Below are 20702 nucleotides of genomic sequence, written 5' to 3' on the forward strand. Positions count from 1 at the left end.
ATGGCGGCGAAGTATAGAGATGAGATTACCGTCGGTCAATCAGGTACATAGAGAATTTTCACTATTTCGGCTAGACTTCCGGCCCCTGCTAGACGAACCCCATCATGCGCGTTGCTGACTTTACTTTCGAACTCCCTGATTCGCTGATTGCTCGCCACCCTTTGGCCGAGCGTCGCGGTAGTCGCCTGTTGACCCTGGATGGGGTCAGCGGCGCCCTGGCACACCGTCAATTCACTGATTTGCTCGAGCATTTGCGCCCGGGCGATTTGATGGTGTTCAACAATACTCGGGTGATTCCGGCGCGGCTGTTTGGCCAGAAGGCTTCCGGCGGCAAGCTGGAAATTCTGGTGGAGCGGGTGCTCGACAGTCATCGCGTGCTGGCCCATGTGCGTTCCAGCAAGTCGCCCAAGCCCGGTTCGAAGATCCTGATCGACGGCGGCGGCGAGGCAGAAATGCTGGCGCGGCACGATACGTTGTTCGAGCTGGGCTTCGCCGAAGAGGTGTTGCCGCTGCTGGATCGCGTCGGGCACATGCCGTTGCCTCCCTATATAGATCGCCCGGACGAAGGTTCGGACCGCGAGCGTTATCAGACCGTGTACGCCGAGCGCCTGGGCGCGGTGGCGGCGCCGACGGCGGGGCTGCATTTCGATCAGCCGCTGATGGAGGCCATTGCGGCCAAGGGCGTCGAGACCGCGTTCGTGACCTTGCACGTCGGTGCGGGCACGTTCCAGCCGGTGCGGGTCGAGAAGCTTGAAGATCACCACATGCACAGCGAATGGCTGGAAGTCGGCCAGGACGTGGTGGATGCAGTCGCCGCTTGCCGTGCGCGGGGCGGTCGGGTGGTGGCGGTGGGGACCACCAGCGTGCGTTCCCTGGAAAGCGCCGCCCGCGATGGCGTGCTCAAGCCGTTCAGTGGCGACACCGACATCTTTATCTTTCCGGGCCGGCCGTTTCATGTGGTCGATGCCTTGGTCACTAACTTCCATTTGCCCGAATCCACGCTGTTGATGCTGGTTTCGGCGTTCGCCGGTTATCCCGAAACCATGGCTGCCTATAAAGCAGCGGTGGAGCATGGTTACCGCTTTTTCAGCTACGGTGATGCGATGTTCATCACGCGTAATCCTGCGCCGACTGCCCCTAAAGAATCGGGCCCTGAGGACACTGTATGAGTCGTATGTCGTTTGAACTGCTGGCCACTGACGGCAAGGCTCGTCGCGGTCGTCTGACCTTCCCGCGCGGTACCGTCGAGACCCCGGCCTTCATGCCGGTGGGCACGTACGGCACGGTCAAGGGCATGTTGCCGCGGGATATCACCGCCACCGGCGCGGAAATCATTCTGGGCAACACCTTTCACTTGTGGCTGCGTCCGGGCACCGAAGTGATCAAGAAGCACGGCGACCTGCACGATTTCATGCAGTGGAAAGGCCCGATTCTTACAGACTCCGGCGGTTTTCAGGTGTTCAGCCTCGGCGCGATGCGCAAGATCAAGGAGGAGGGCGTGACCTTCGCCTCCCCGGTTGACGGCGCGAAAGTGTTCATGGGCCCGGAAGAGTCGATGCAGGTCCAGCGTGACCTGGGCTCCGACATCGTGATGATTTTCGACGAATGCACCCCGTACCCGGCCGATGAAGACGTCGCTCGTGTGTCCATGGAGCTGTCGTTGCGTTGGGCCCAGCGTTCGAAAAACGCCCATGGCGATAACACGGCGGCGCTGTTCGGCATCGTTCAGGGCGGCATGCACCAGGATTTGCGCATGCGCTCCCTGGAAGGCCTCGACAAGATCGGCTTCGATGGCCTGGCCATTGGCGGTCTGTCGGTGGGCGAGCCCAAGCACGAGATGATCAAGGTGCTGGATTACCTGCCGGGCCTGATGCCGGCTGACAAACCTCGTTACCTTATGGGCGTTGGCAAACCGGAAGATCTGGTTGAGGGTGTGCGCCGCGGTGTGGACATGTTCGATTGCGTGATGCCAACCCGTAATGCCCGCAATGGGCATCTGTTCATTGATACAGGCGTGCTGAAGATCCGTAACGCGTTCCATCGCCATGATGATTCGCCACTGGATCCGACCTGCGATTGCTACACCTGCCAGAACTTCTCCCGTGCTTATCTGCACCATCTGGACAAGTGCGGCGAAATGCTGGGTAGCATGTTGAATACCATCCACAATTTGCGCCATTACCAGGTGCTTATGGCTGGTTTGCGCGAGGCTATTCAACAGGGTACATTGGCCGCCTTTGTCGATGCCTTCTACGCCAAACGCGGGCTACCTGTTCCGCCTTTGGACTGAGTTTTCTGACCCCAAGATTCAACATTTGCAACTGGAGTGCTAAATGAGCTTTTTTATCTCTAATGCCATGGCCGACGCTGCTGCACCGGCAGCTGCAGGCCCAATGGGCGGCGGCTTCGAGTGGATTTTCCTGGTCGGTTTCCTGGTCATCTTCTACCTGATGATCTGGCGTCCACAGGCCAAGCGCGCCAAAGAACAGAAGAACCTGCTCGGCAGCCTGCAAAAAGGCGACGAAGTTGTGACCACCGGTGGTATCGCCGGCAAGATCACTAAAGTGGCAGATGATTTCGTGGTTCTGGAAGTTTCCGACACCGTGGAAATGAAGTTCCAGAAAGGCGCCATCGCCGCCACGCTGCCAAAAGGCACGCTAAAAGCGATCTAAGTTTCAACTTCTACTCAATCGACGGGGCGCGCAAGGCGCCCCGCGTCATAAGCGGGCGGCGTGATGCTGAACAAATACCCTCTGTGGAAATACATTCTGATCCTGGCGGTGCTGGCGGTCGGTCTGATTTATTCCGCTCCCAATCTTTACCCTGATGACCCGGCCATTCAGGTCAGCGGTGCAAGCACTGCGCTGTTGGTCAATCAGGCTGATCTGGACCGTGTGAGCACTGCGCTCAAGGAATCCGGGATCAACGTCAAGGCAGCCACGCTGTCGGCCAACGGCAAGGGCGGCCTGATTCGCCTGACCAAGGCTGAAGACCAGTTGCCGGCCAAAGACGTCGTGCGCAAGGCATTGGGTGATGACTACGTCGTTGCACTGAACCTGGCACAAACCACCCCGCAATGGCTGCGCAGCCTCGGCGCGCATCCGATGAAGCTGGGTCTGGACTTGTCCGGTGGTGTGCACTTCCTGCTGGAAGTGGACATGGACAAAGCCCTCGACGCACGCCTGAAAGTCTACGAAGGCGACGTCAAGAGCCTGTTGCGTAAAGAGAAACTGCGCTATCGCAGCCTGCCACAACTGGGCGGCGCCATTCAGCTGGGCTTCACTGATGAAGCAACCCGCGAACAAGCCCGCGCGCTGGTCCGCAAGAACTTCAACGATTTCGACATTGTTCCGGCCGACCTGAATGGTCAACCGGTGCTGCGTCTGGCGATGACCCCGGCCAAGCTGGCGGAAATCCGTGAATACTCCATCAAGCAGAACTTGACCACGGTACGTAACCGCGTCAACGAGCTGGGTGTTGCTGAGCCGATCGTCCAGCGTCAGGGCGCCAACCGCATCGTTGTTGAGCTGCCAGGCGTGCAAGACACCGCAGAAGCCAAGCGTATCCTCGGCAAGACGGCCAACCTCGAGTTCCGTCTGGCGGCTGAGCCAGGTGCTTCGAAAGCCACTTCCGAATCGTTCGAGTTCCGTGAAGGCAAGCGTCCGCCGGCACAGATCGAGCGTGGCCTGATCATCACCGGTGACCAGGTAACCGACGCCAAGGCTGGCTTCGGCGAGCACGGCACGCCAGAAGTGAACATCCGTCTGGATGGCCACGGTGGCGAGCTGATGAGCCGCGCAACGCGCAGCAACGTCGGTCGCAGCATGGCGGTGATCTTTATCGAGCAACGTCCTGTCACCACTTACACCAAGCAAGTGGTTGATGGCGTCGAGAAAGACGTCGCGGTGCAAACGTTCAAAGAAGAGAAGAAGATCATCAGCCTGGCGACCATCCAGTCGCCGCTGGGTGCTCAGTTCCGTATCACGGGCCTGAACGGTCAGGGCGAGTCGTCCGAACTGGCGCTGTTGCTGCGTGCCGGTGGTCTGGCTGCACCAATGTACTTCGCTGAAGAGCGCACCATTGGCCCGAGCCTGGGTGCGGACAACATCACCAAAGGTATCGATGCATCGCTGTGGGGCATGCTGTTTGTCTCGCTGTTCATCATCGCCATCTACCGTTTCTTCGGCATCATCGCCACCGTCGCGCTGGGCGTGAACATGGTGCTGCTGTTGGCCCTGATGTCGCTGCTGGGTGCAACGCTGACCCTGCCGGGTATCGCCGGTATCGTGCTGACCATGGGTATGGCGGTCGACGCCAACGTACTGATCTTCTCGCGGATTCGTGAAGAGATCGCGGCGGGCATGACGGTGCAACGGGCAATCAACGAAGGCTTCGGCCGGGCATTCACCGCGATTCTCGACGCCAACCTGACAACATTGCTGGTCGGCGGGATTCTGTTTGCGATGGGCACCGGTCCCGTCAAAGGCTTCGCAGTGACCATGTCCCTCGGGATCTTTACCTCGATGTTCACGGCCATCATGGTGACCCGCGCGATGGTCAACCTGATCTTCGGCGGTCGGGACTTCAAGAAGTTGTGGATTTAAGGGGCTGCCATGTTACGTACAATCAACTTCATGGGCGTTCGCAACTTTGCGTTCGGCGTCACATTGTTCCTCAGTGCGCTGGCCATTTTCAGCGTCTTCCACAAGGGCATGAACTGGGGCCTGGACTTCACCGGCGGTACGCTCATTGAGCTGACCTACGAGCGTCCGGCCGATGTGTCCAAGGTGCGTACCCAACTCACTGAGTCGGGTTACCACGAAGCCATCGTGCAGAGTTTTGGCGCGACGACTGATCTGCTGGTGCGTATGCCTGGCGAAGACCCGCAACTGGGTCATCAGGTCGCTGAAGCGCTGCTGAAGGTTGGCGGCGATAACCCGGCGACGGTCAAGCGCGTCGAGTTCGTCGGCCCGCAGGTGGGTGAAGAGCTGCGCGACCAGGGCGGCCTCGGCATGCTGATGGCGCTGGGCGGCATCCTGATCTACCTGGCTTTCCGCTTTCAGTGGAAGTTTGCGGTCGGCGCCATCGTTTCGCTGATTCACGACGTGATCGTGACCATCGGTATCCTGTCGTTCTTCCAGATCACCTTCGATTTGACGGTACTGGCGGCGGTGCTGGCGATCATCGGTTACTCGCTCAACGACACCATCGTGGTATTCGACCGGGTTCGTGAGAACTTCCGGGTGCTGCGCAAGGCGACCTTGATCGAGAACATCAACATCTCGACCACGCAAACCTTGCTGCGGACCATGGCGACGTCGATCTCCACCTTGCTGGCGATTGCGGCGCTGCTGTTCTTCGGTGGCGACAACCTGTTCGGCTTCTCCATCGCCCTGTTCATCGGTGTTCTGGCGGGTACTTATTCGTCGATCTACATCGCGAACGTGGTGCTGATCTGGCTGAACCTGAGCAGCGAGGATCTGATTCCTCCTGCGGCTTCCGAGAAGGAAGTCGACGACCGTCCATAACGGCCATCGCTTCCAGCTGTCTGCCAAAAAAGGCGCGAGTTGAACTCGCGCCTTTTTTTGTGCTCCAAGGCTGGGAGAAGCGCGGGCTTTGACCCGCATGTGATGGTCAGGAGGTTCATGTGAACAAGTCGTTGCTGGTTGGTGCGGTACTGGGTGCTGTCGGTGTGACTGCCGGGGGCGCTGTTGCCACCTACAGCCTGGTTAAAAGCGGCCCTGAGTATGCGCAAGTATTGGCCGTTGAACCGGTTAAGACACAGATCAAGACTCCACGTGAAGTATGCAAGGACGTTGCAGTAACCCGGCAGGCGCCGGTCAAGGATCAACACCAGATCCTCGGTACGGTCCTTGGTGCGGTAGGCGGTGGTTTGCTCGGCAATCAGATTGGCGGCGGTAATGGCAAGAAACTTGCCACCGTGGCGGGTGCTGTTGGCGGTGGTTACGCCGGGAACAAGGTCCAGGAAGGTATGCAGAATCGCGATACCTACACCACGACCCAGACTCGCTGTAATACCGTGAATGACATCAGCGATAAAGTTGTCGGCTACGACGTCCGTTACTCGCTGGACGGCAAGGAAGGTAAGGTGCGGATGGATCGCGATCCGGGCAACCAGATTCCGGTCGATAAAGAAGGCAAGCTGGTTCTGTCGCAGAACCAACCGGCTCAGTGATGAGCTGATTGCTGTATTCAAAAAGAAGCACCTGAAAGGGTGCTTTTTTTGTGCCCGCTATTTATCAGCCACCGATAACTCTGTAGGAGCAAAGCTTGCTCGCGATAGCGGTCTCACATCCACAAAAAATGTCGGCAGTTACGACGCCATCGCGAGCAAGCTTTGCTCCTACAGCTGGCGCATGCGAATTCCAGGCATAAAAAAAGCACCTCGAAAGGTGCTTTTTTTTGTGGGCGTTCGCTTAGCGTTTCAGCGAAGCCGGCAGGTGCGGCTGGATCGCCGTCAGAACTGCCTTGAAGCATTTGGTGTTACCAGCAACGACGTGGCCTTTTTCAAGGAAGTCATGACCACCGGTGAAGTCACTCACCAAACCGCCGGCTTCCTGGATCAGCAGGGCGCCTGCAGCCATGTCCCACTCGGACAGGCCCGACTCCCAGAACGCGTCGAAACGACCGGCAGCCACGTAGGCCAGGTCCAGGCTGGCCGAGCCGGCGCGGCGGATGCCGGCAGTCTGGCCAACCAGGGCGCGGAACATACCCAGGTAGTTGTCGAGGTTGTCCATCTGGTCGTCACGGAACGGGAAACCGGTGCCGAGCAGGGCGCCGTCCAGGCTGGTGCGACCGCTGACGCGCAGGCGACGACCGTTCAGTTGAGCGCCGCGACCACGGCTGGCGGTGAATTCTTCCTGGCGAACCGGGTCCAGAACTACAGCGTGTTCCAGGCGACCGCGGTATTTGCAGGCGATGCTGACAGCGAAGTGAGGAATGCCGCGCAGGAAGTTGGTGGTGCCGTCCAGTGGATCGATGATCCACAAGTACTCTTCACCTTCGATGCCGTTGCCGGCGTGCATGCCGGTTTCTTCACCGAGGATCGAGTGGTTCGGGTAAGCCTTGCGCAGCGCGTCGATGATTTTTTGCTCAGCGGCGCGATCCACCTCGGATACGTAATCCTTGGCGTCTTTTTCGTCGACCTTGATGGTATCCAGGCGCTCGATGGAGCGGAAGATCAATTCACTGGCGCTGCGGGCGGCGCGCAGCGCGATATTCAGCATGGGCTGCATGGATGTGTCACCTAAGGTTGTTAAAGAAAGCCGGGCATTCTATCAGAACTTTTCTACAGGTGAAGGTCGGTGTTCGCTTTCATAGCTTAACGGTAGGATGAACTGTAAGATTCGGCTCCCCATTTTGTGTTCGAGAACGCCTCCCGTGCTGCATAACATTCGTGTCGTCCTGGTCAATACCAGCCACCCTGGCAACATCGGCGGGGCTGCGCGTGCCATGAAGAACATGGGCCTGTCGCGGCTGGTGCTGGTCGAACCGAGGTTGTTCCCGCATCACGAGGCGGATGCCCGCGCCTCCGGTGCCGGGGACATCCTTGAAAACGCGCAAGTCGTCGCCACCTTGGAAGATGCCTTGGTCGGCTGCAATCTGGTCCTCGGAACCAGCGCCCGTGACCGGCGCATTCCCTGGCCGCTGCTCGATCCCCGCGAATGCGGTACGAAAGTGGTCGAGGAAGCGGCGCAAGGTGCGGAAATCGCCCTGGTCTTTGGTCGTGAAGATTCCGGCCTGACCAATGAAGAGCTGCAGCGATGTCATTATCACGTGCACATCCCATCAGACCCTGAGTTCAGCTCGCTGAACCTTGGGGCAGCGGTGCAGGTGTTGAGTTATGAAGTGCGCATGTCCTGGCTCGCGGCCCAAGGTCAGCCGAGCAAGGTCGAGAAGGATGAAGTGGCGTCCACCAAAAGTGGCGAACTGGCGACCATGGATGAGCTGGAGCGATTCTATGAACACCTGGAGCAAACCCTGGTAGCCATTGAATTCCTCGACCCGGAAAAGCCGCGGCACTTGATGGCGCGCCTGCGTCGGTTGTACGGACGAAGCTCGGTCAGCCGGGCGGAAATGAATATATTGCGTGGCATCCTCACGGAAACCCAGAAAGCGGCCCGTGGCGAGCTTCTTAAGCGGAAGGATTAAAAATGTTCGAGCGTTTGCGTGAAGATATCCAGAGTGTTTTCCATCGTGATCCGGCTGCGCGTAACGCTTTTGAAGTCCTGACTTGCTACCCCGGCATGCATGCCATCTGGATTCATCGCCTGTCGTCGGCCCTGTGGGGCATGGGCTGGAAGTGGCTGGCGCGGTTGGTATCGAACTTCGGCCGTTGGTTGACCGGGATCGAGATTCACCCGGGAGCCAAGGTCGGTCGTCGCTTCTTTATTGACCACGGCATGGGCATTGTCATCGGTGAAACCGCCGAAATCGGCAATGACGTCACCCTGTATCAGGGCGTGACCCTGGGCGGCACCAGTTGGAACAAGGGCAAGCGTCATCCGACCCTGGAAGACGGAGTTGTGGTGGGGGCGGGCGCCAAGGTGCTCGGGCCGTTCACAGTGGGCGCCGGGGCCAAGGTGGGTTCCAATGCGGTGGTGACCAAGGCCGTGCCGCCGGGTGCGACAGTGGTCGGGATTCCAGGGCGGATCATCGTCAAGTCCGATGATGAGCTGGACGCCAAGCGCAAGGCCATGGCCGAGAAAATCGGCTTCGATGCTTATGGTGTCGGCGAAGACATGCCCGACCCGGTGGCGCGTGCCATTGGTCAACTGCTGGATCACCTGCAAGCGGTCGATGGTCGTCTGGAAGGCATGTGTGGCGCGCTGAAGGATCTGGGCAGTAACTACTGCGCCAAGGATTTGCCTGAGCTGCGTGAAGAAGACTTCGCCTGCGTAAAAGACAAAGACGAAACCAAGGCTGGCTAGACCGCGCTGATCCCTTCGCGGGCGAGCCTCGCTCTTACAGGGGAGCAATCCATGTAGGAGCGAGGCTTGCCCGCGAAGAACGATAACGCGCATTTACTGGTGGTACGCCGCCAGCCTTTGCTATGATGCGCGCGCTCTTTTGCGGGTAAACCTGACTAAAGTACTAGGTCTTATAGTTGACTTAAATACTCGGGAATAGCATACTCGCCCCCATTCCGAACTCCGTGGTAATTGTCCATGAGACTGACTACAAAAGGCCGATACGCCGTGACCGCCATGCTTGACCTGGCGTTGCATGCGCAGCACGGGCCGGTGTCCCTGGCCGATATCTCCGAGCGCCAAGGCATCTCCCTGTCCTACCTCGAACAGCTTTTCGCCAAATTGCGTCGTAGCAATCTGGTCTCCAGCGTTCGTGGTCCGGGCGGCGGTTACCAACTGTCCCGCGACATGCAGGGCATCCAGGTCGCCCAAGTGATCGATGCGGTAAACGAATCGGTCGATGCAACCAAATGCCAGGGGCAGGGTGATTGCCATCAAGGCGACACCTGTCTGACCCACCACTTGTGGTGCGATCTGAGCCTGCAGATTCACGAATTTCTGAGTGGTATCAGCTTGGCTGACCTTGTGACTCGCCGTGAGGTGCAAGAAGTAGCCCAGCGTCAGGACCAGCGCCGTTGCAATGGCAAGGCGCCACGCCTGGACAAGATTGAAGCGTCCGCCGTCGAATGACAGCCAAAGAGCTAGCGGCACGCCAGCCAGCCTGATTTAGGAGATAGTCCATGAAATTGCCGATTTACCTTGATTACTCTGCGACCACCCCGGTTGATCCGCGTGTCGCGCAAAAGATGAGTGAATGCCTGCTGGTCGACGGAAACTTCGGTAACCCGGCGTCCCGTTCCCACGTGTTCGGCTGGAAAGCTGAAGAGTCCGTCGAAAACGCCCGTCGTCAGGTCGCCGACCTGGTCAACGCCGACCCGCGTGAAATCGTCTGGACCTCCGGTGCCACCGAGTCCGACAACCTGGCAATCAAGGGTGCGGCGCATTTTTATGCGACCAAAGGCAAACACCTGATCACCACCAAGATTGAGCACAAGGCTGTCCTCGACACCATGCGCCAACTGGAACGTGAAGGCTTCGAAGTGACTTACATCGAGCCGCGCACCGATGGTCTGGTGACCCCGGAGATGGTCGAAGCTGCCCTGCGTGACGACACCATCCTGGTTTCGATCATGCACGTGAACAACGAAATCGGCACCGTCAACGACATCGCAGCCATCGGCGAGCTGACCCGCTCCAAGGGTATTCTGTTCCACGTTGACGCGGCTCAGTCCACCGGCAAGGTCGACATCGACCTGTCGAAGCTGAAAGTCGACATGATGTCGTTCTCTGCCCACAAGACCTACGGTCCTAAAGGTATCGGCGCACTCTACGTCAGCCGCAAGCCGCGTGTTCGCATCGAAGCGACCATGCACGGCGGCGGTCACGAACGTGGCATGCGTTCCGGCACCCTGGCGACCCACCAGATTGTCGGCATGGGCGAAGCCTTCCGCGTAGCCAAGGAAGACATGGCTGCCGAGAACGTGCGCATCAAAGCCTTGAGCGACCGCTTCTTCAAACAGGTCGAAGGCCTGGAAGAGCTGTACATCAACGGCAGCATGACCGCCCGCGTACCGCACAACCTGAACCTGAGCTTCAATTACGTTGAAGGCGAGTCGCTGATCATGGCCCTCAAGGATCTGGCGGTTTCGTCCGGTTCGGCCTGCACCTCGGCTTCCCTGGAGCCTTCGTACGTACTGCGCGCCCTGGGCCGCAACGACGAACTGGCACACAGCTCGATTCGCTTCACCTTCGGCCGTTTCACCACCGAAGAAGAGATCGACTACGCCGCGCAGAAAGTCTGCGAGGCCGTTACCAAGCTGCGCACTCTGTCGCCGCTGTGGGACATGTACAAAGACGGTGTCGACATTTCGAAAATCGAGTGGGCGGCACACTGATTTCAAGTCGCCGCAAACCGGCCCTGTGAACTCAGGTTTATGGGGCTCAAGAGCGACTCTCTGATGAGTGAGGATTAAGAATCATGGCTTACAGCGAAAAGGTCATCGACCACTACGAGAACCCGCGCAACGTCGGCAAGATGGACGCGGAAGACCCGGATGTCGGCACTGGCATGGTCGGCGCTCCGGCGTGCGGCGACGTGATGCGTCTGCAGATCAAGGTTAACGAGCAAGGCATCATCGAAGACGCCAAGTTCAAGACCTACGGTTGCGGTTCGGCTATCGCCTCCAGCTCCCTGGCGACCGAGTGGATGAAAGGCAAGACTCTGGATGAAGCAGAGACCATCAAGAACACTCAGCTAGCCGAAGAACTGGCCTTGCCGCCAGTGAAAATTCACTGCTCCGTACTTGCTGAAGACGCTATCAAAGCGGCCGTTCGCGACTACAAGCAGAAGAAAGGCTTGATCTAAGCATTGGGCGACGAGTAAGGAGTCAACGATGGCTATCAGCATGACAGAAGCGGCAGCTCAACACGTGCGACGCTCCCTCAACGGGCGCGGCAAAGGTGAAGGGATTCGTCTGGGTGTTCGCACCACAGGCTGTTCCGGCCTTGCCTACGTGCTGGAGTTTGTCGACGAGGTGGTTGCAGAGGATCAGGTGTTCGAGAGTCACGGCGAGAAAGTGATCATCGACCCTAAGAGCCTGTCCTACCTGGACGGCACCGAGCTCGATTTCGTCAAGGAAGGGTTGAACGAAGGCTTCAAGTTCAACAATCCCAACGTACGCGGTGAGTGTGGCTGCGGCGAAAGCTTCAACATCTGAGGCTGCGCGTGGGTATTCCTTGTCATTTCGCTTTATTTGAACTGCAGCCGAGCTTCCGTCTGGATCTCGAGCAGTTGGCCACGCGCTATCGTGAGTTGGCGCGCGGTGTTCATCCAGACCGCTTTGCCGACGCTCCCGAGCGCGAGCAGCGGCTGGCGCTCGAGCAATCCGCGAACCTCAACGAGGCCTACCAGACGCTCAAAAGCCCCCCGAAACGCGCGCGCTACTTGCTCGCCATGGGTGGTCGCGAGTTGCCGCTGGAGGTCACGGTGCATGATCCGGAGTTTCTTCTGCAGCAGATGCAATGGCGCGAAGAGCTCGAAGACCTGCAAGACAGCGCCGACCTGGCCGGCATTGCCGTGTTCAAGCGTCGCTTGAAGGTTGCGCAGGATGAACTGAACGAAAGCTTCGCAGCCTGTTGGGATGATGCAGCGCAACGTGAACAGGCCGAACGCCTGATGCGGCGCATGCAGTTCCTCGACAAGCTCACCTACGAAGTGCGCCAGTTAGAAGAGCGCCTCGACGATTAACCCAGTGCCGCTCCGGTCGCACGCCTGATATACAGATAAGTCCTGATAACGATGGCCCTACTGCAGATCGCCGAACCCGGCCAAAGTCCTCAACCGCACCAGCGTCGTCTGGCTGTGGGGATCGACTTGGGCACTACCAATTCGCTGGTCGCTGCATTGCGCAGTGGTCTTTCCGAGCCTCTGGCTGACGCTAAAGGGCAGGTCATCCTGCCGTCTGCCGTGCGCTATCACGCCGATCGCGTGGAAGTGGGCGAATCCGCCAAGCTGTCGGCCGCTACCGATCCCTTGAACACCGTGCTGTCGGTCAAGCGCTTGATGGGTCGTGGTCTGTCCGACGTCAAGCAATTGGGCGACCAACTGCCGTACCGCTTTGTCGGTGGCGAGTCGCACATGCCGTTCATCGACACCGTGCAAGGCCCAAAAAGCCCGGTCGAAGTCTCCGCCGAAATCCTCAAGGTGCTGCGTCAGCGCGCCGAGGCGACGTTGGGCGGTGAATTGGTCGGCGCGGTGATCACCGTTCCAGCCTATTTCGACGACGCTCAACGCCAAGCCACCAAGGACGCGGCCAAACTGGCCGGCCTCAACGTGCTGCGTTTGCTCAATGAGCCTACTGCCGCTGCGGTGGCTTACGGTCTGGACCAACATGCCGAAGGCCTGGTCGCCATTTATGACCTGGGCGGCGGCACTTTCGATATTTCGATTCTGCGCCTGACCGGCGGTGTGTTCGAAGTGCTGGCCACCGGGGGCGACAGTGCCCTGGGCGGCGATGACTTCGACCACGCCATCGCTGGCTGGATCATCGAGAGCGCGGGTTTGTCCGCCGACCTTGATCCGGGCGCGCAACGCAATCTGCTGCAAACTGCCTGTGCGGCCAAAGAAGCGCTGACCACTGTGGCGACCGTTGAAGTTGCTTATGGTGACTGGAAAGCCCAGTTGACCCGCGAAGCCTTCGATGCGCTGATTGAGCCGATGGTCGCTCGCAGCCTCAAAGCCTGCCGCCGCGCCGTGCGTGATTCCGGCATCGAGCTGGAAGAAGTGCACGCCGTGGTCATGGTCGGTGGTTCGACTCGTGTTCCTCGTGTTCGCGAAGCCGTCGCCGAAGCCTTCGGTCGCCAACCGCTGACCGAAATCGACCCGGATCAAGTGGTGGCCATCGGTGCCGCGATTCAGGCCGATACATTGGCTGGCAATAAGCGCGATGGCGGCGAATTGCTGCTGCTCGACGTGATTCCGTTGTCCCTGGGGCTGGAAACCATGGGCGGTCTGATGGAGAAGGTGATTCCGCGCAACACCACCATCCCCGTCGCTCGCGCCCAGGACTTCACCACCTATAAAGACGGCCAGTCGGCCATGGCGATTCACGTGTTGCAGGGTGAGCGCGAGCTGATCAGCGACTGCCGCTCCCTGGCCCGCTTCGAACTGCGCGGCATTCCAGCGATGGTGGCCGGTGCGGCGAAGATTCGCGTGACCTTCCAGGTCGATGCCGACGGTCTGCTCAGTGTCGCCGCCCGCGAACTGGGTTCGGGCGTTGAAGCCAGCATCCAGGTCAAACCGTCCTACGGCCTGACTGACGGTGAAATCACCAAGATGCTCAAGGATTCGTTCGAGTACGCCAACAACGACAAAGTCGCCCGCGTGTTGCGTGAGCAGCAAGTCGATGCCCAGCGCCTGATCGAAGCGGTGCAGGGCGCCCTCGATGTCGACGGCGAACGTCTGCTCGACGCCGAAGAGCGCATGGTCATCGAGTTGCAGATGCAGGAACTGACCGAATTGATGAAAGGCACCGATGGTTATGCCATCGAGCAGCAGACCAAGCGTCTGTCGCAAGTGACCGATGCCTTTGCTGCCCGCCGCCTGGACTCGACGGTGAAAGCCGCGCTGGCGGGGCGCAACCTGAATGAAATCGAGGATAACTGATGCCGCAGGTCATTTTTCTGCCACACGATAAGTTTTGCCCGGACGGTATGGTTGTGGAGGCTGAGCCCGGTACTTCCATTCTCGAGCTGGCCCATGAACACCATATCGAGATGGAGAGCGCCTGCGGCGGCGTATGCGCTTGCACCACGTGTCACTGCATCATTCGTGAAGGCTTTGACTCGCTGGAAGAAGCCGACGAACTGGAAGAAGACTTTCTTGATCGGGCCTGGGGTCTGGAGGCGCAATCTCGTCTAGCCTGTCAGGCACTCGTCGGGAATGAAGACCTGACCGTCGAGATTCCGAAATACTCGCTCAACCATGCTGCCGAAGCGCCGCACTGATTCAAGGAATTGTCATGAGTCTGAAATGGGTTGATGTGCTGGAAATCGCGATCCAACTGGCTGAATCCAAGCCGGATGTGGACCCGCGTTACGTGAACTTCGTCGATCTGCACAAATGGGTGCTGGCATTGCCGGAGTTCAGCGATGATCCGACCCGCGGTGGCGAGAAGGTGCTTGAAGCCATTCAGGCGGCCTGGATCGAAGAAGCAGACTGAGTCTGCGCCGTACGCAGTTAGGCAATACCAAAGAACCCGCGTATAATTCGCGGGTTTAATTTTTCACAAATTACCGTTTCTGGAGTTACACCATGGCTGTTCAACGTACTTTCTCCATCATCAAGCCTGACGCTGTTGCAAAAAACGTTATTGGCGAGATCACCACTCGTTTTGAAAAAGCTGGCCTGCGCGTTGTAGCTTCGAAACTGAAGCAACTGTCCAAAGCCGAAGCTGAAGGCTTCTACGCTGAACACAGCGCTCGCGGTTTCTTCGGCGACCTGGTTGCTTTCATGATCTCCGGCCCGGTTGTTGTTCAGGTTCTGGAAGGCGAAAACGCTATCGCTCTGAACCGTGAGCTGATGGGCGCTACCAACCCTAAAGAAGCTGCTGCCGGCACCATCCGCGCTGACTTCGCTGATTCCATCGACGCCAACGCCGTACACGGTTCGGACTCCGAAGCCGCTGCTGCTCGCGAAATCTCGTACTTCTTCGCAGCTACTGAAGTAACCACTCGCTAAGCATTGGCTTATGAGTGAAGGTGAATCCATGACTACATCGACTGTAAAAACTAACCTGCTGGGTCTGACTCAGCTGGAAATGGAAAAATTCTTCGACTCAATCGGGGAGAAGCGTTTCCGTGCCGGTCAGGTAATGAAATGGATTCACCACCTTGGCGTCGATGATTTCGACGCCATGACGAACGTCAGCAAAGCCTTGCGCGACAAGCTCAAGGTGATTGCTGAAGTTCGCGGTCCTGAAGTCGTCAGCGAGGACATTTCCACCGACGGCACCCGTAAGTGGGTGGTGCGCGTGGCGTCCGGCAGCTGCGTCGAAACCGTCTACATTCCCCAGGGCAAACGCGGCACTCTGTGCGTTTCGTCCCAGGCAGGCTGTGCCCTGGATTGCAGTTTCTGCTCCACCGGCAAGCAAGGTTTCAACAGCAACCTCACCGCCGCCGAAGTCATCGGCCAGGTGTGGATTGCCAATAAATCGTTCGGCAGCATCCCGGCGACCGCCGACCGTGCCATCACCAACGTGGTGATGATGGGCATGGGCGAGCCGCTGCTGAACTTCGACAACGTCGTGGCCGCCATGCATCTGATGATGGATGACCTGGGCTACGGGATCTCCAAGCGCCGCGTCACCCTGTCCACGTCGGGCGTGGTGCCGATGATCGATGAGCTGGCCAAGCACATCGACGTGTCCCTGGCGTTGTCGCTGCACGCACCGAATGACGCATTGCGTAACCAATTGGTGCCGATCAACAAAAAGTATCCGCTTAAGATGCTGCTCGAGTCATGCCAGCGCTACATGGCGACCCTGGGCGAAAAACGCGTGCTGACCATTGAGTACACCATGCTCAAGGACATCAACGACAAAGTTGAACACGCGGTCGAGATGATCGAGTTGCTCAAGAATGTACCGTGCAAGATCAACCTGATTCCGTTCAACCCGTTCCCGCATTCCGGCTATGAGCGTCCGAGCAACAACGCCATTCGCCGTTTCCAGGATCAGCTTCACCATGCCGGCTTCAATGTCACCGTACGCACCACCCGTGGTGAAGACATCGATGCCGCGTGTGGCCAATTGGTAGGGCAGGTGCTGGATCGCACCCGTCGCAGCGAACGTTATATCGCCGTGCGCGAGTTGAGCGCCGAGAACGATATGGCGCAAAACGCCGCGAAATAAATTAAGAGAGGATCTCTATGTCCCTGCGCTTTGCGCTGCTTGTGCTGTTGGCCAGCCTTTGTGCTGGTTGTGTCCTGTCGGGCGATTTCAACCCGATGAAGACCAGCAAGGGCCGCGATGAAGCGCGTGTCGCCTACGTGCAGCTGGGGCTGGGGTACTTGCAGCAAGGGATGACCGAGCGGGCGAAAGTGCCGTTGAAAAAGGCGCTGGACCTGGATAATTCGGACCCTGACGCCAACGCGGCGCTAGGGCTGGTGTTTCAGGCCGAGATGGAGCCGGAGCTGGCCGACCAGCATTTTCGCAAAGCGCTGTCCTCCCGCCCCGGCGATGCACGCATCCTGAACAATTACGGCAGTTTTCTGTACGAAGAGAAACGATACAAGGAAGCCTACGAGCGCTTTGAACAGGCCGCCGCCGATACCCTGTATCCTGAGCGTTCGCGGGTGTTCGAGAACCTGGGTATGACCGCTTCGAAGCTCGGCCAGCGTGACCTGGCCCAGCAGCAACTGGAAAAAGCCCTGCGTTTGAACCGCCAACAACCGCGTGCATTGCTGGAAATGGCTGAGTTGTCTTACGAAGACAGGCATTATGTGCCCGCGCGTGACTATTACGACCGTTTTAGCCTGCTCACCGAACAAAATGCACGTAGTCTATTGCTCGGCGTTCGGCTGGCAAAAGTGTTTGAAGATCGCGACAAGGCCGCCAGTTTTGGCCTGCAATTAAAACGACTCTATCCCGGTACGCCGGAATATCAGCAATACCTGTCGGAGCAATGATGAAAGCGGCGCATCCCGAAGTTGTAGCAGCGAATCGCGTTAACCCCGGTGATACTTTGCGCCAGGCCCGCGAAAGCAATGGCTGGTCGCTGGCCGAAGTGGCCCTCAAGCTCAACCTCACCGTCAATTCCTTGGGCAATCTGGAAGCCGGCGCTTTTGACAAGCTGCCAGGGCACACCTTCGCTCGCGGTTACATTCGCGCGTACGCCAAATTGCTCGGCATGGACCAGACCGTTCTGGTCCAGCAATTCGACCAATCCACCGGCACCGACTCCCAGGGCAGCAACGTCCACAGCCTGGGTCGTATCGAAGAGCCGGTTCGGGTTTCCCACACCATTTTGCGCATTGTCAGCCTGTTATTGCTGATCGCGGTGATTGGCGGTGGTTTTGTCTGGTGGCAGGATCAAACCTCATTGCGCACTAAAGACCTGGCCACCCTGGCCCCGGAACACGTAGAAGTCGAAGGTGCCGACGGCACCACCCAGATCCATCCGCTGGACGAGCCGGAAGACCAGGCTGTCGCGGAAGGTCAGACTGAAGCGGGGACCGCTCTGGCGTTGCCGCAATCCGAGACATCGACTGAAGCACCGGCCGAAGCTGAAGCCGCTGCGCCTGCTCCAGCGCCTGTAGCCCCGGCTGCAACACCTGCGGCACCGGTTCACAACGCCGCTCCAGTGGTTGCCGCGCCAGTTGCTCCAGCGCCGGCAGTTCCGGCACCGACCGTGGCTGCTCCGGCGGCCCCGGTTGCTGCTGCGCCGGCCGCAACTGTTCCAGTGGCTGGCCAAGGCTCGGTGCAACTGCTGTTCACCGCCGATTGCTGGACGCAAGTGACCGATGGCAACGGCAAAGTGCTGTTGAGCGGTCTCAAGCGCAAGGGCGAAAACGTTTCCGTGAGCGGCAAGCCACCGTTTGCCGTGCGTCTGGGCTTTGCCCGTGGCGCACAGGTCAGCTACAACGGGCAGGTGGTTGATGTCGCTCCGTTCACCAGTGGCGAGACTGCTCGCCTGAAGTTGGGTCAATAAGTCATGCACGGCGAATCTCCAATCAAACGTCGCGAATCCCGCAAAATCTGGGTCGGTAACGTGCCTGTTGGCGGCGATGCGCCTATCGCTGTGCAGAGCATGACCAACAGCGACACCAATGACGTGGCCGCCACCGTGGCCCAGATCAATCGCCTGGAAGCCGCAGGCGTCGATATCGTGCGCATTTCGGTGCCGGATATGGATGCCGCCGAGGCGTTCGGCAAGATCAAGCAATTGGTCAAAGTGCCGTTGGTGGCCGACATTCACTTCGACTACAAGATCGCGTTGCGCGTAGCCGAACTGGGCGTTGACTGCCTGCGCATCAACCCGGGCAACATCGGTCGTGAAGACCGCGTGCGTGCGGTGGTCGATGCCGCCCGTGACCGCGGGATTCCGATCCGCATCGGCGTGAACGCCGGTTCCCTGGAAAAAGACCTGCAAAAGAAATACGGCGAGCCGACCCCGGCCGCGCTGGTCGAGTCGGCCTTGCGTCACGTCGAGCACCTGGAACGCCTGAATTTCAAGGATTTCAAGGTCAGCGTGAAGGCATCCGACGTGTTCATGGCCGTCGCCGCCTACCGCTTGCTGGCCAAGGAAATCGTCCAGCCGCTGCACCTGGGCATCACCGAAGCCGGTGGTTTGCGCTCAGGCACGGTGAAATCCGCCGTGGGCCTCGGTATGCTGCTCGCCGAAGGGATTGGCGATACTATTCGCATCTCGTTGGCGGCTGACCCGGTCGAGGAAGTGAAAGTCGGCTACGACATTCTCAAATCCCTGCACTTGCGTTCCCGTGGTATCAACTTCATCGCCTGCCCGAGCTGCTCGCGGCAGAACTTCGATGTGGTCAAAACCATGAACGAGCTGGAAGGGCGCCTCGAAGACCTGCTGGTGCCGCTGGATGTCGCGGTTATCGGTTGCGTGGTCAACGGGCCGGGCGAAGCCAAGGAAGCCCATATCGGCTTGACCGGCGGCACGCCAAACCTGATTTACATCGACGGCAAGCCGTCGCAGAAACTGACGAATGAAAATCTGGTGGATGAGCTTGAACGCTTGATCCGCCAGAAAGCGGCCGAAAAGGTCGAAGCCGACGCAGCAGTTATCGCTCGCGGCTGATCGAACGAATTTAAGGATTGATAGTGAGCAAGTCTCTGCAAGCCATACGTGGCATGAACGACATCCTGCCCGAGCAGACGCCCCTGTGGCGTCATTTCGAGGGCACCGTCTCGCGTTTGCTGGATAACTACGGTTACAAGCAGATCCGCATGCCGATCGTCGAGTTCACCGAGCTGTTCAAGCGCTCCATCGGTGAAGTGACCGACATCGTCGAAAAAGAGATGTACACCTTCGACGACCGCAACGGCGATTCCCTGACCCTGCGCCCTGAAGGCACGGCGGCCTGCGTGCGTGCGGTGCTCGAACACGGCATCACCGGCGGCGGCCAGGTGCAGAAACTCTGGTACATCGGCCCGATGTTCCGCCACGAACGTCCGCAGAAAGGTCGTTATCGCCAGTTCCACCAGATCGGTGTCGAAGTGTTCAACCTCGACGGTCCGGACATCGACGCCGAGCTGATCATCCTGACCTGGCGCCTGTGGGGCGAGCTGGGCATCCGTGATGCGGTCAAGCTCGAGCTCAACAGCCTGGGCACCAGCGAGTCTCGTGGTCGTTATCGCGAAGCCCTGGTCGAGTTCCTGTCGGCGCACCTGGACAAGCTTGACGAAGACAGCCAGCGCCGTCTGAAGACCAACCCGCTGCGGGTTCTGGACACCAAGAACGCCGACACACAAGCGGTTTTGGTTGACGCGCCGAAAATGGCCGACTACCTCGACGACGAATCCCGCGTGCACTTCGAGGGCCTCAAGGCCCGTCTCGACGCTGCCGGCATTCCTTATGTGATCAACCCGAAGCTGGTTCGCGGGCTGGATTACTACAGCAAGACCGTTTTCGAATGGGTCACCGACAAGTTGGGCGCCCAGGGCACCGTATGTGCCGGCGGTCGTTACGACGGTCTGGTAGAGCAGATGGGCGGCAAGCCGACCCCGGGCGTTGGTTTCGCCATGGGCATCGAGCGCCTGGTATTGCTGCTCGAAACCCTGGAGCAGATCCCGCAAGAGATCTCCCGTCAGGTCGACGTCTACCTCTGCGCCTTCGGTGAAGCCGCGGAGCTGGCGGGTCTGACCCTGAGTGAACGTGTTCGTGACCAATTGCCCAACCTGCGCCTGCAAGTCAATGCCGGCGCCGGCAGTTTCAAAAGTCAGTTCAAGAAAGCCGACAAGAGCGGTGCGTTGTATGCGCTGATCCTCGGTGACGACGAGATGGCCCAGCAAGTGGTAGGTTTCAAACCCCTGCGTGGCCAGGGCGAACAACAAAGCATTGCCTGGGATGCGCTCGCTGCACACCTGGCCACCTGCGTCGTGCAGGGTTGAAGCTGTCAAACAGCCGATT

23 protein-coding genes are annotated in these 20702 nt (G+C 59.0%); 22 read left to right on the top strand and 1 reads right to left on the bottom strand.

The window, feature by feature from the left end; genetic code table 11:
- Positions 1 to 104: 104 nt before the first annotated feature.
- The 6 genes from queA (at position 105) to BK667_RS32595 (ending at position 6196) form a co-directional block, all read left to right on the top strand.
- A complete protein-coding gene (queA, locus tag BK667_RS32570; protein WP_123509354.1) occupies positions 105 to 1169 on the top strand; it encodes a tRNA preQ1(34) S-adenosylmethionine ribosyltransferase-isomerase QueA in 1065 nt (354 codons plus the stop codon).
- Between the two features lie 5 nt (positions 1170 to 1174).
- Complete coding sequence (gene tgt / locus BK667_RS32575; RefSeq protein WP_161807656.1) at positions 1175 to 2290, top strand: tRNA guanosine(34) transglycosylase Tgt; 1116 nt, start codon at positions 1175 to 1177, stop codon at positions 2288 to 2290.
- Positions 2291 to 2333: 43 nt separating this feature from the next.
- Positions 2334 to 2672, top strand: a complete 339-nt coding sequence (yajC, locus tag BK667_RS32580; RefSeq protein ID WP_003185175.1) for a preprotein translocase subunit YajC — start codon at positions 2334 to 2336, stop codon at positions 2670 to 2672.
- Positions 2673 to 2735: 63 nt separating this feature from the next.
- The gene (gene secD, locus BK667_RS32585; RefSeq protein ID WP_123410223.1) at positions 2736 to 4604 is read left to right on the top strand and encodes a protein translocase subunit SecD; all 1869 of its coding nucleotides are present in this window, start codon (positions 2736 to 2738) and stop codon (positions 4602 to 4604) included.
- A 9-nt stretch (positions 4605 to 4613) separates the two neighbouring features.
- A complete protein-coding gene (secF, locus tag BK667_RS32590; RefSeq protein ID WP_123509356.1) occupies positions 4614 to 5528 on the top strand; it encodes a protein translocase subunit SecF in 915 nt (304 codons plus the stop codon).
- 119 nt (positions 5529 to 5647) lie between these two features.
- Positions 5648 to 6196 (top strand): glycine zipper 2TM domain-containing protein, encoded by a 549-nt coding sequence (locus tag BK667_RS32595; RefSeq protein WP_123509357.1) that lies wholly within the window; start codon positions 5648 to 5650, stop codon positions 6194 to 6196.
- Between the two features lie 241 nt (positions 6197 to 6437).
- On the opposite strand, the gene suhB is transcribed toward BK667_RS32595, so the two are convergent.
- Positions 6438 to 7256 carry a type III secretion system regulator SuhB gene (gene suhB, locus BK667_RS32600; RefSeq protein WP_092278434.1) on the bottom strand — a complete coding sequence of 273 codons (819 nt, stop codon included), beginning with the start codon at positions 7254 to 7256 and terminating at the stop codon, positions 6438 to 6440.
- Positions 7257 to 7401: 145 nt separating this feature from the next.
- Between suhB and trmJ the strand changes: the two genes are divergently transcribed.
- The 16 genes from trmJ to hisS all read left to right on the top strand — a co-directional run bounded on the left by trmJ (position 7402) and on the right by hisS (position 20683).
- On the top strand, positions 7402 to 8172 hold the full coding sequence (trmJ, locus tag BK667_RS32605; RefSeq protein ID WP_054613614.1) for a tRNA (cytosine(32)/uridine(32)-2'-O)-methyltransferase TrmJ: 771 nt from the start codon (positions 7402 to 7404) through the stop codon (positions 8170 to 8172).
- A gap of 2 nt (positions 8173 to 8174) precedes the next feature.
- Entirely contained in the window at positions 8175 to 8951 is a 777-nt protein-coding gene (gene cysE, locus BK667_RS32610; protein ID WP_123509359.1) for a serine O-acetyltransferase, read from the top strand.
- 237 nt (positions 8952 to 9188) lie between these two features.
- Positions 9189 to 9680, top strand: coding sequence for a Fe-S cluster assembly transcriptional regulator IscR (iscR, locus tag BK667_RS32615; protein WP_054045389.1), 492 nt, complete (start codon positions 9189 to 9191; stop codon positions 9678 to 9680).
- Between the two features lie 50 nt (positions 9681 to 9730).
- Entirely contained in the window at positions 9731 to 10945 is a 1215-nt protein-coding gene (locus BK667_RS32620; protein ID WP_054045387.1) for an IscS subfamily cysteine desulfurase, read from the top strand.
- An 83-nt stretch (positions 10946 to 11028) separates the two neighbouring features.
- Positions 11029 to 11415 carry a Fe-S cluster assembly scaffold IscU gene (gene iscU, locus BK667_RS32625; protein ID WP_003443374.1) on the top strand — a complete coding sequence of 129 codons (387 nt, stop codon included), beginning with the start codon at positions 11029 to 11031 and terminating at the stop codon, positions 11413 to 11415.
- 28 nt (positions 11416 to 11443) lie between these two features.
- Complete coding sequence (iscA, locus tag BK667_RS32630) at positions 11444 to 11767, top strand: iron-sulfur cluster assembly protein IscA (RefSeq protein WP_054045385.1); 324 nt, start codon at positions 11444 to 11446, stop codon at positions 11765 to 11767.
- 8 nt (positions 11768 to 11775) lie between these two features.
- Positions 11776 to 12297 (top strand): co-chaperone HscB, encoded by a 522-nt coding sequence (gene hscB, locus BK667_RS32635; RefSeq protein ID WP_123509360.1) that lies wholly within the window; start codon positions 11776 to 11778, stop codon positions 12295 to 12297.
- A gap of 51 nt (positions 12298 to 12348) precedes the next feature.
- Complete coding sequence (gene hscA / locus BK667_RS32640) at positions 12349 to 14214, top strand: Fe-S protein assembly chaperone HscA (RefSeq protein ID WP_123509361.1); 1866 nt, start codon at positions 12349 to 12351, stop codon at positions 14212 to 14214.
- The gene (fdx, locus tag BK667_RS32645) at positions 14214 to 14555 is read left to right on the top strand and encodes an ISC system 2Fe-2S type ferredoxin (RefSeq protein WP_123509362.1); all 342 of its coding nucleotides are present in this window, start codon (positions 14214 to 14216) and stop codon (positions 14553 to 14555) included. The genes hscA and fdx overlap by 1 nt, the downstream gene beginning before the upstream one ends.
- Positions 14556 to 14569: 14 nt before the next feature.
- Complete coding sequence (gene iscX, locus BK667_RS32650; RefSeq protein ID WP_008147746.1) at positions 14570 to 14770, top strand: Fe-S cluster assembly protein IscX; 201 nt, start codon at positions 14570 to 14572, stop codon at positions 14768 to 14770.
- A 92-nt stretch (positions 14771 to 14862) separates the two neighbouring features.
- Positions 14863 to 15288, top strand: a complete 426-nt coding sequence (gene ndk / locus BK667_RS32655; RefSeq protein ID WP_007916882.1) for a nucleoside-diphosphate kinase — start codon at positions 14863 to 14865, stop codon at positions 15286 to 15288.
- A gap of 28 nt (positions 15289 to 15316) precedes the next feature.
- Positions 15317 to 16459 (top strand): dual-specificity RNA methyltransferase RlmN, encoded by a 1143-nt coding sequence (gene rlmN / locus BK667_RS32660; protein ID WP_123509430.1) that lies wholly within the window; start codon positions 15317 to 15319, stop codon positions 16457 to 16459.
- Between the two features lie 17 nt (positions 16460 to 16476).
- Positions 16477 to 17235 carry a type IV pilus biogenesis/stability protein PilW gene (gene pilW / locus BK667_RS32665; protein WP_123509363.1) on the top strand — a complete coding sequence of 253 codons (759 nt, stop codon included), beginning with the start codon at positions 16477 to 16479 and terminating at the stop codon, positions 17233 to 17235.
- Positions 17235 to 18257: a RodZ domain-containing protein gene (locus BK667_RS32670; RefSeq protein ID WP_123509364.1), complete on the top strand. Its 1023-nt coding sequence runs from the start codon at positions 17235 to 17237 to the stop codon at positions 18255 to 18257. The genes pilW and BK667_RS32670 overlap by 1 nt, the downstream gene beginning before the upstream one ends.
- A 3-nt stretch (positions 18258 to 18260) precedes the next feature.
- Positions 18261 to 19370: a flavodoxin-dependent (E)-4-hydroxy-3-methylbut-2-enyl-diphosphate synthase gene (gene ispG / locus BK667_RS32675; RefSeq protein WP_054045372.1), complete on the top strand. Its 1110-nt coding sequence runs from the start codon at positions 18261 to 18263 to the stop codon at positions 19368 to 19370.
- Between the two features lie 23 nt (positions 19371 to 19393).
- Positions 19394 to 20683 carry a histidine--tRNA ligase gene (gene hisS, locus BK667_RS32680; RefSeq protein WP_123509365.1) on the top strand — a complete coding sequence of 430 codons (1290 nt, stop codon included), beginning with the start codon at positions 19394 to 19396 and terminating at the stop codon, positions 20681 to 20683.
- The last annotated feature ends 19 nt before the right edge of the window (positions 20684 to 20702 follow it).

Origin of the sequence: Pseudomonas frederiksbergensis (assembly GCF_003732705.1) — a bacterium.
In the GTDB taxonomy this organism is placed as follows: Bacteria; Pseudomonadota; Gammaproteobacteria; order Pseudomonadales; family Pseudomonadaceae; genus Aquipseudomonas; species Aquipseudomonas frederiksbergensis_F.

What these genes read in the sequence shown, in the direction of transcription:
- queA (WP_123509354.1), top strand. Translation starts at nt 105, where the DNA reads ATGCGCGTTGCTGACTTTACTTTCGAACTCCCTGATTCGCTGATTGCT.
- tgt (WP_161807656.1), top strand. Translation starts at nt 1,175, where the DNA reads ATGTCGTTTGAACTGCTGGCCACTGACGGCAAGGCTCGTCGCGGTCGT.
- yajC (WP_003185175.1), top strand. Translation starts at nt 2,334, where the DNA reads ATGAGCTTTTTTATCTCTAATGCCATGGCCGACGCTGCTGCACCGGCA.
- secD (WP_123410223.1), top strand. Translation starts at nt 2,736, where the DNA reads ATGCTGAACAAATACCCTCTGTGGAAATACATTCTGATCCTGGCGGTG.
- secF (WP_123509356.1), top strand. Translation starts at nt 4,614, where the DNA reads ATGTTACGTACAATCAACTTCATGGGCGTTCGCAACTTTGCGTTCGGC.
- suhB (WP_092278434.1), bottom strand. Translation starts at nt 7,256, where the DNA reads ATGCAGCCCATGCTGAATATCGCGCTGCGCGCCGCCCGCAGCGCCAGT.
- cysE (WP_123509359.1), top strand. Translation starts at nt 8,175, where the DNA reads ATGTTCGAGCGTTTGCGTGAAGATATCCAGAGTGTTTTCCATCGTGAT.
- iscR (WP_054045389.1), top strand. Translation starts at nt 9,189, where the DNA reads ATGAGACTGACTACAAAAGGCCGATACGCCGTGACCGCCATGCTTGAC.
- BK667_RS32620 (WP_054045387.1), top strand. Translation starts at nt 9,731, where the DNA reads ATGAAATTGCCGATTTACCTTGATTACTCTGCGACCACCCCGGTTGAT.
- iscU (WP_003443374.1), top strand. Translation starts at nt 11,029, where the DNA reads ATGGCTTACAGCGAAAAGGTCATCGACCACTACGAGAACCCGCGCAAC.
- iscA (WP_054045385.1), top strand. Translation starts at nt 11,444, where the DNA reads ATGGCTATCAGCATGACAGAAGCGGCAGCTCAACACGTGCGACGCTCC.
- hscA (WP_123509361.1), top strand. Translation starts at nt 12,349, where the DNA reads ATGGCCCTACTGCAGATCGCCGAACCCGGCCAAAGTCCTCAACCGCAC.
- fdx (WP_123509362.1), top strand. Translation starts at nt 14,214, where the DNA reads ATGCCGCAGGTCATTTTTCTGCCACACGATAAGTTTTGCCCGGACGGT.
- iscX (WP_008147746.1), top strand. Translation starts at nt 14,570, where the DNA reads ATGAGTCTGAAATGGGTTGATGTGCTGGAAATCGCGATCCAACTGGCT.
- ndk (WP_007916882.1), top strand. Translation starts at nt 14,863, where the DNA reads ATGGCTGTTCAACGTACTTTCTCCATCATCAAGCCTGACGCTGTTGCA.
- rlmN (WP_123509430.1), top strand. Translation starts at nt 15,317, where the DNA reads ATGACTACATCGACTGTAAAAACTAACCTGCTGGGTCTGACTCAGCTG.
- pilW (WP_123509363.1), top strand. Translation starts at nt 16,477, where the DNA reads ATGTCCCTGCGCTTTGCGCTGCTTGTGCTGTTGGCCAGCCTTTGTGCT.
- BK667_RS32670 (WP_123509364.1), top strand. Translation starts at nt 17,235, where the DNA reads ATGAAAGCGGCGCATCCCGAAGTTGTAGCAGCGAATCGCGTTAACCCC.
- ispG (WP_054045372.1), top strand. Translation starts at nt 18,261, where the DNA reads ATGCACGGCGAATCTCCAATCAAACGTCGCGAATCCCGCAAAATCTGG.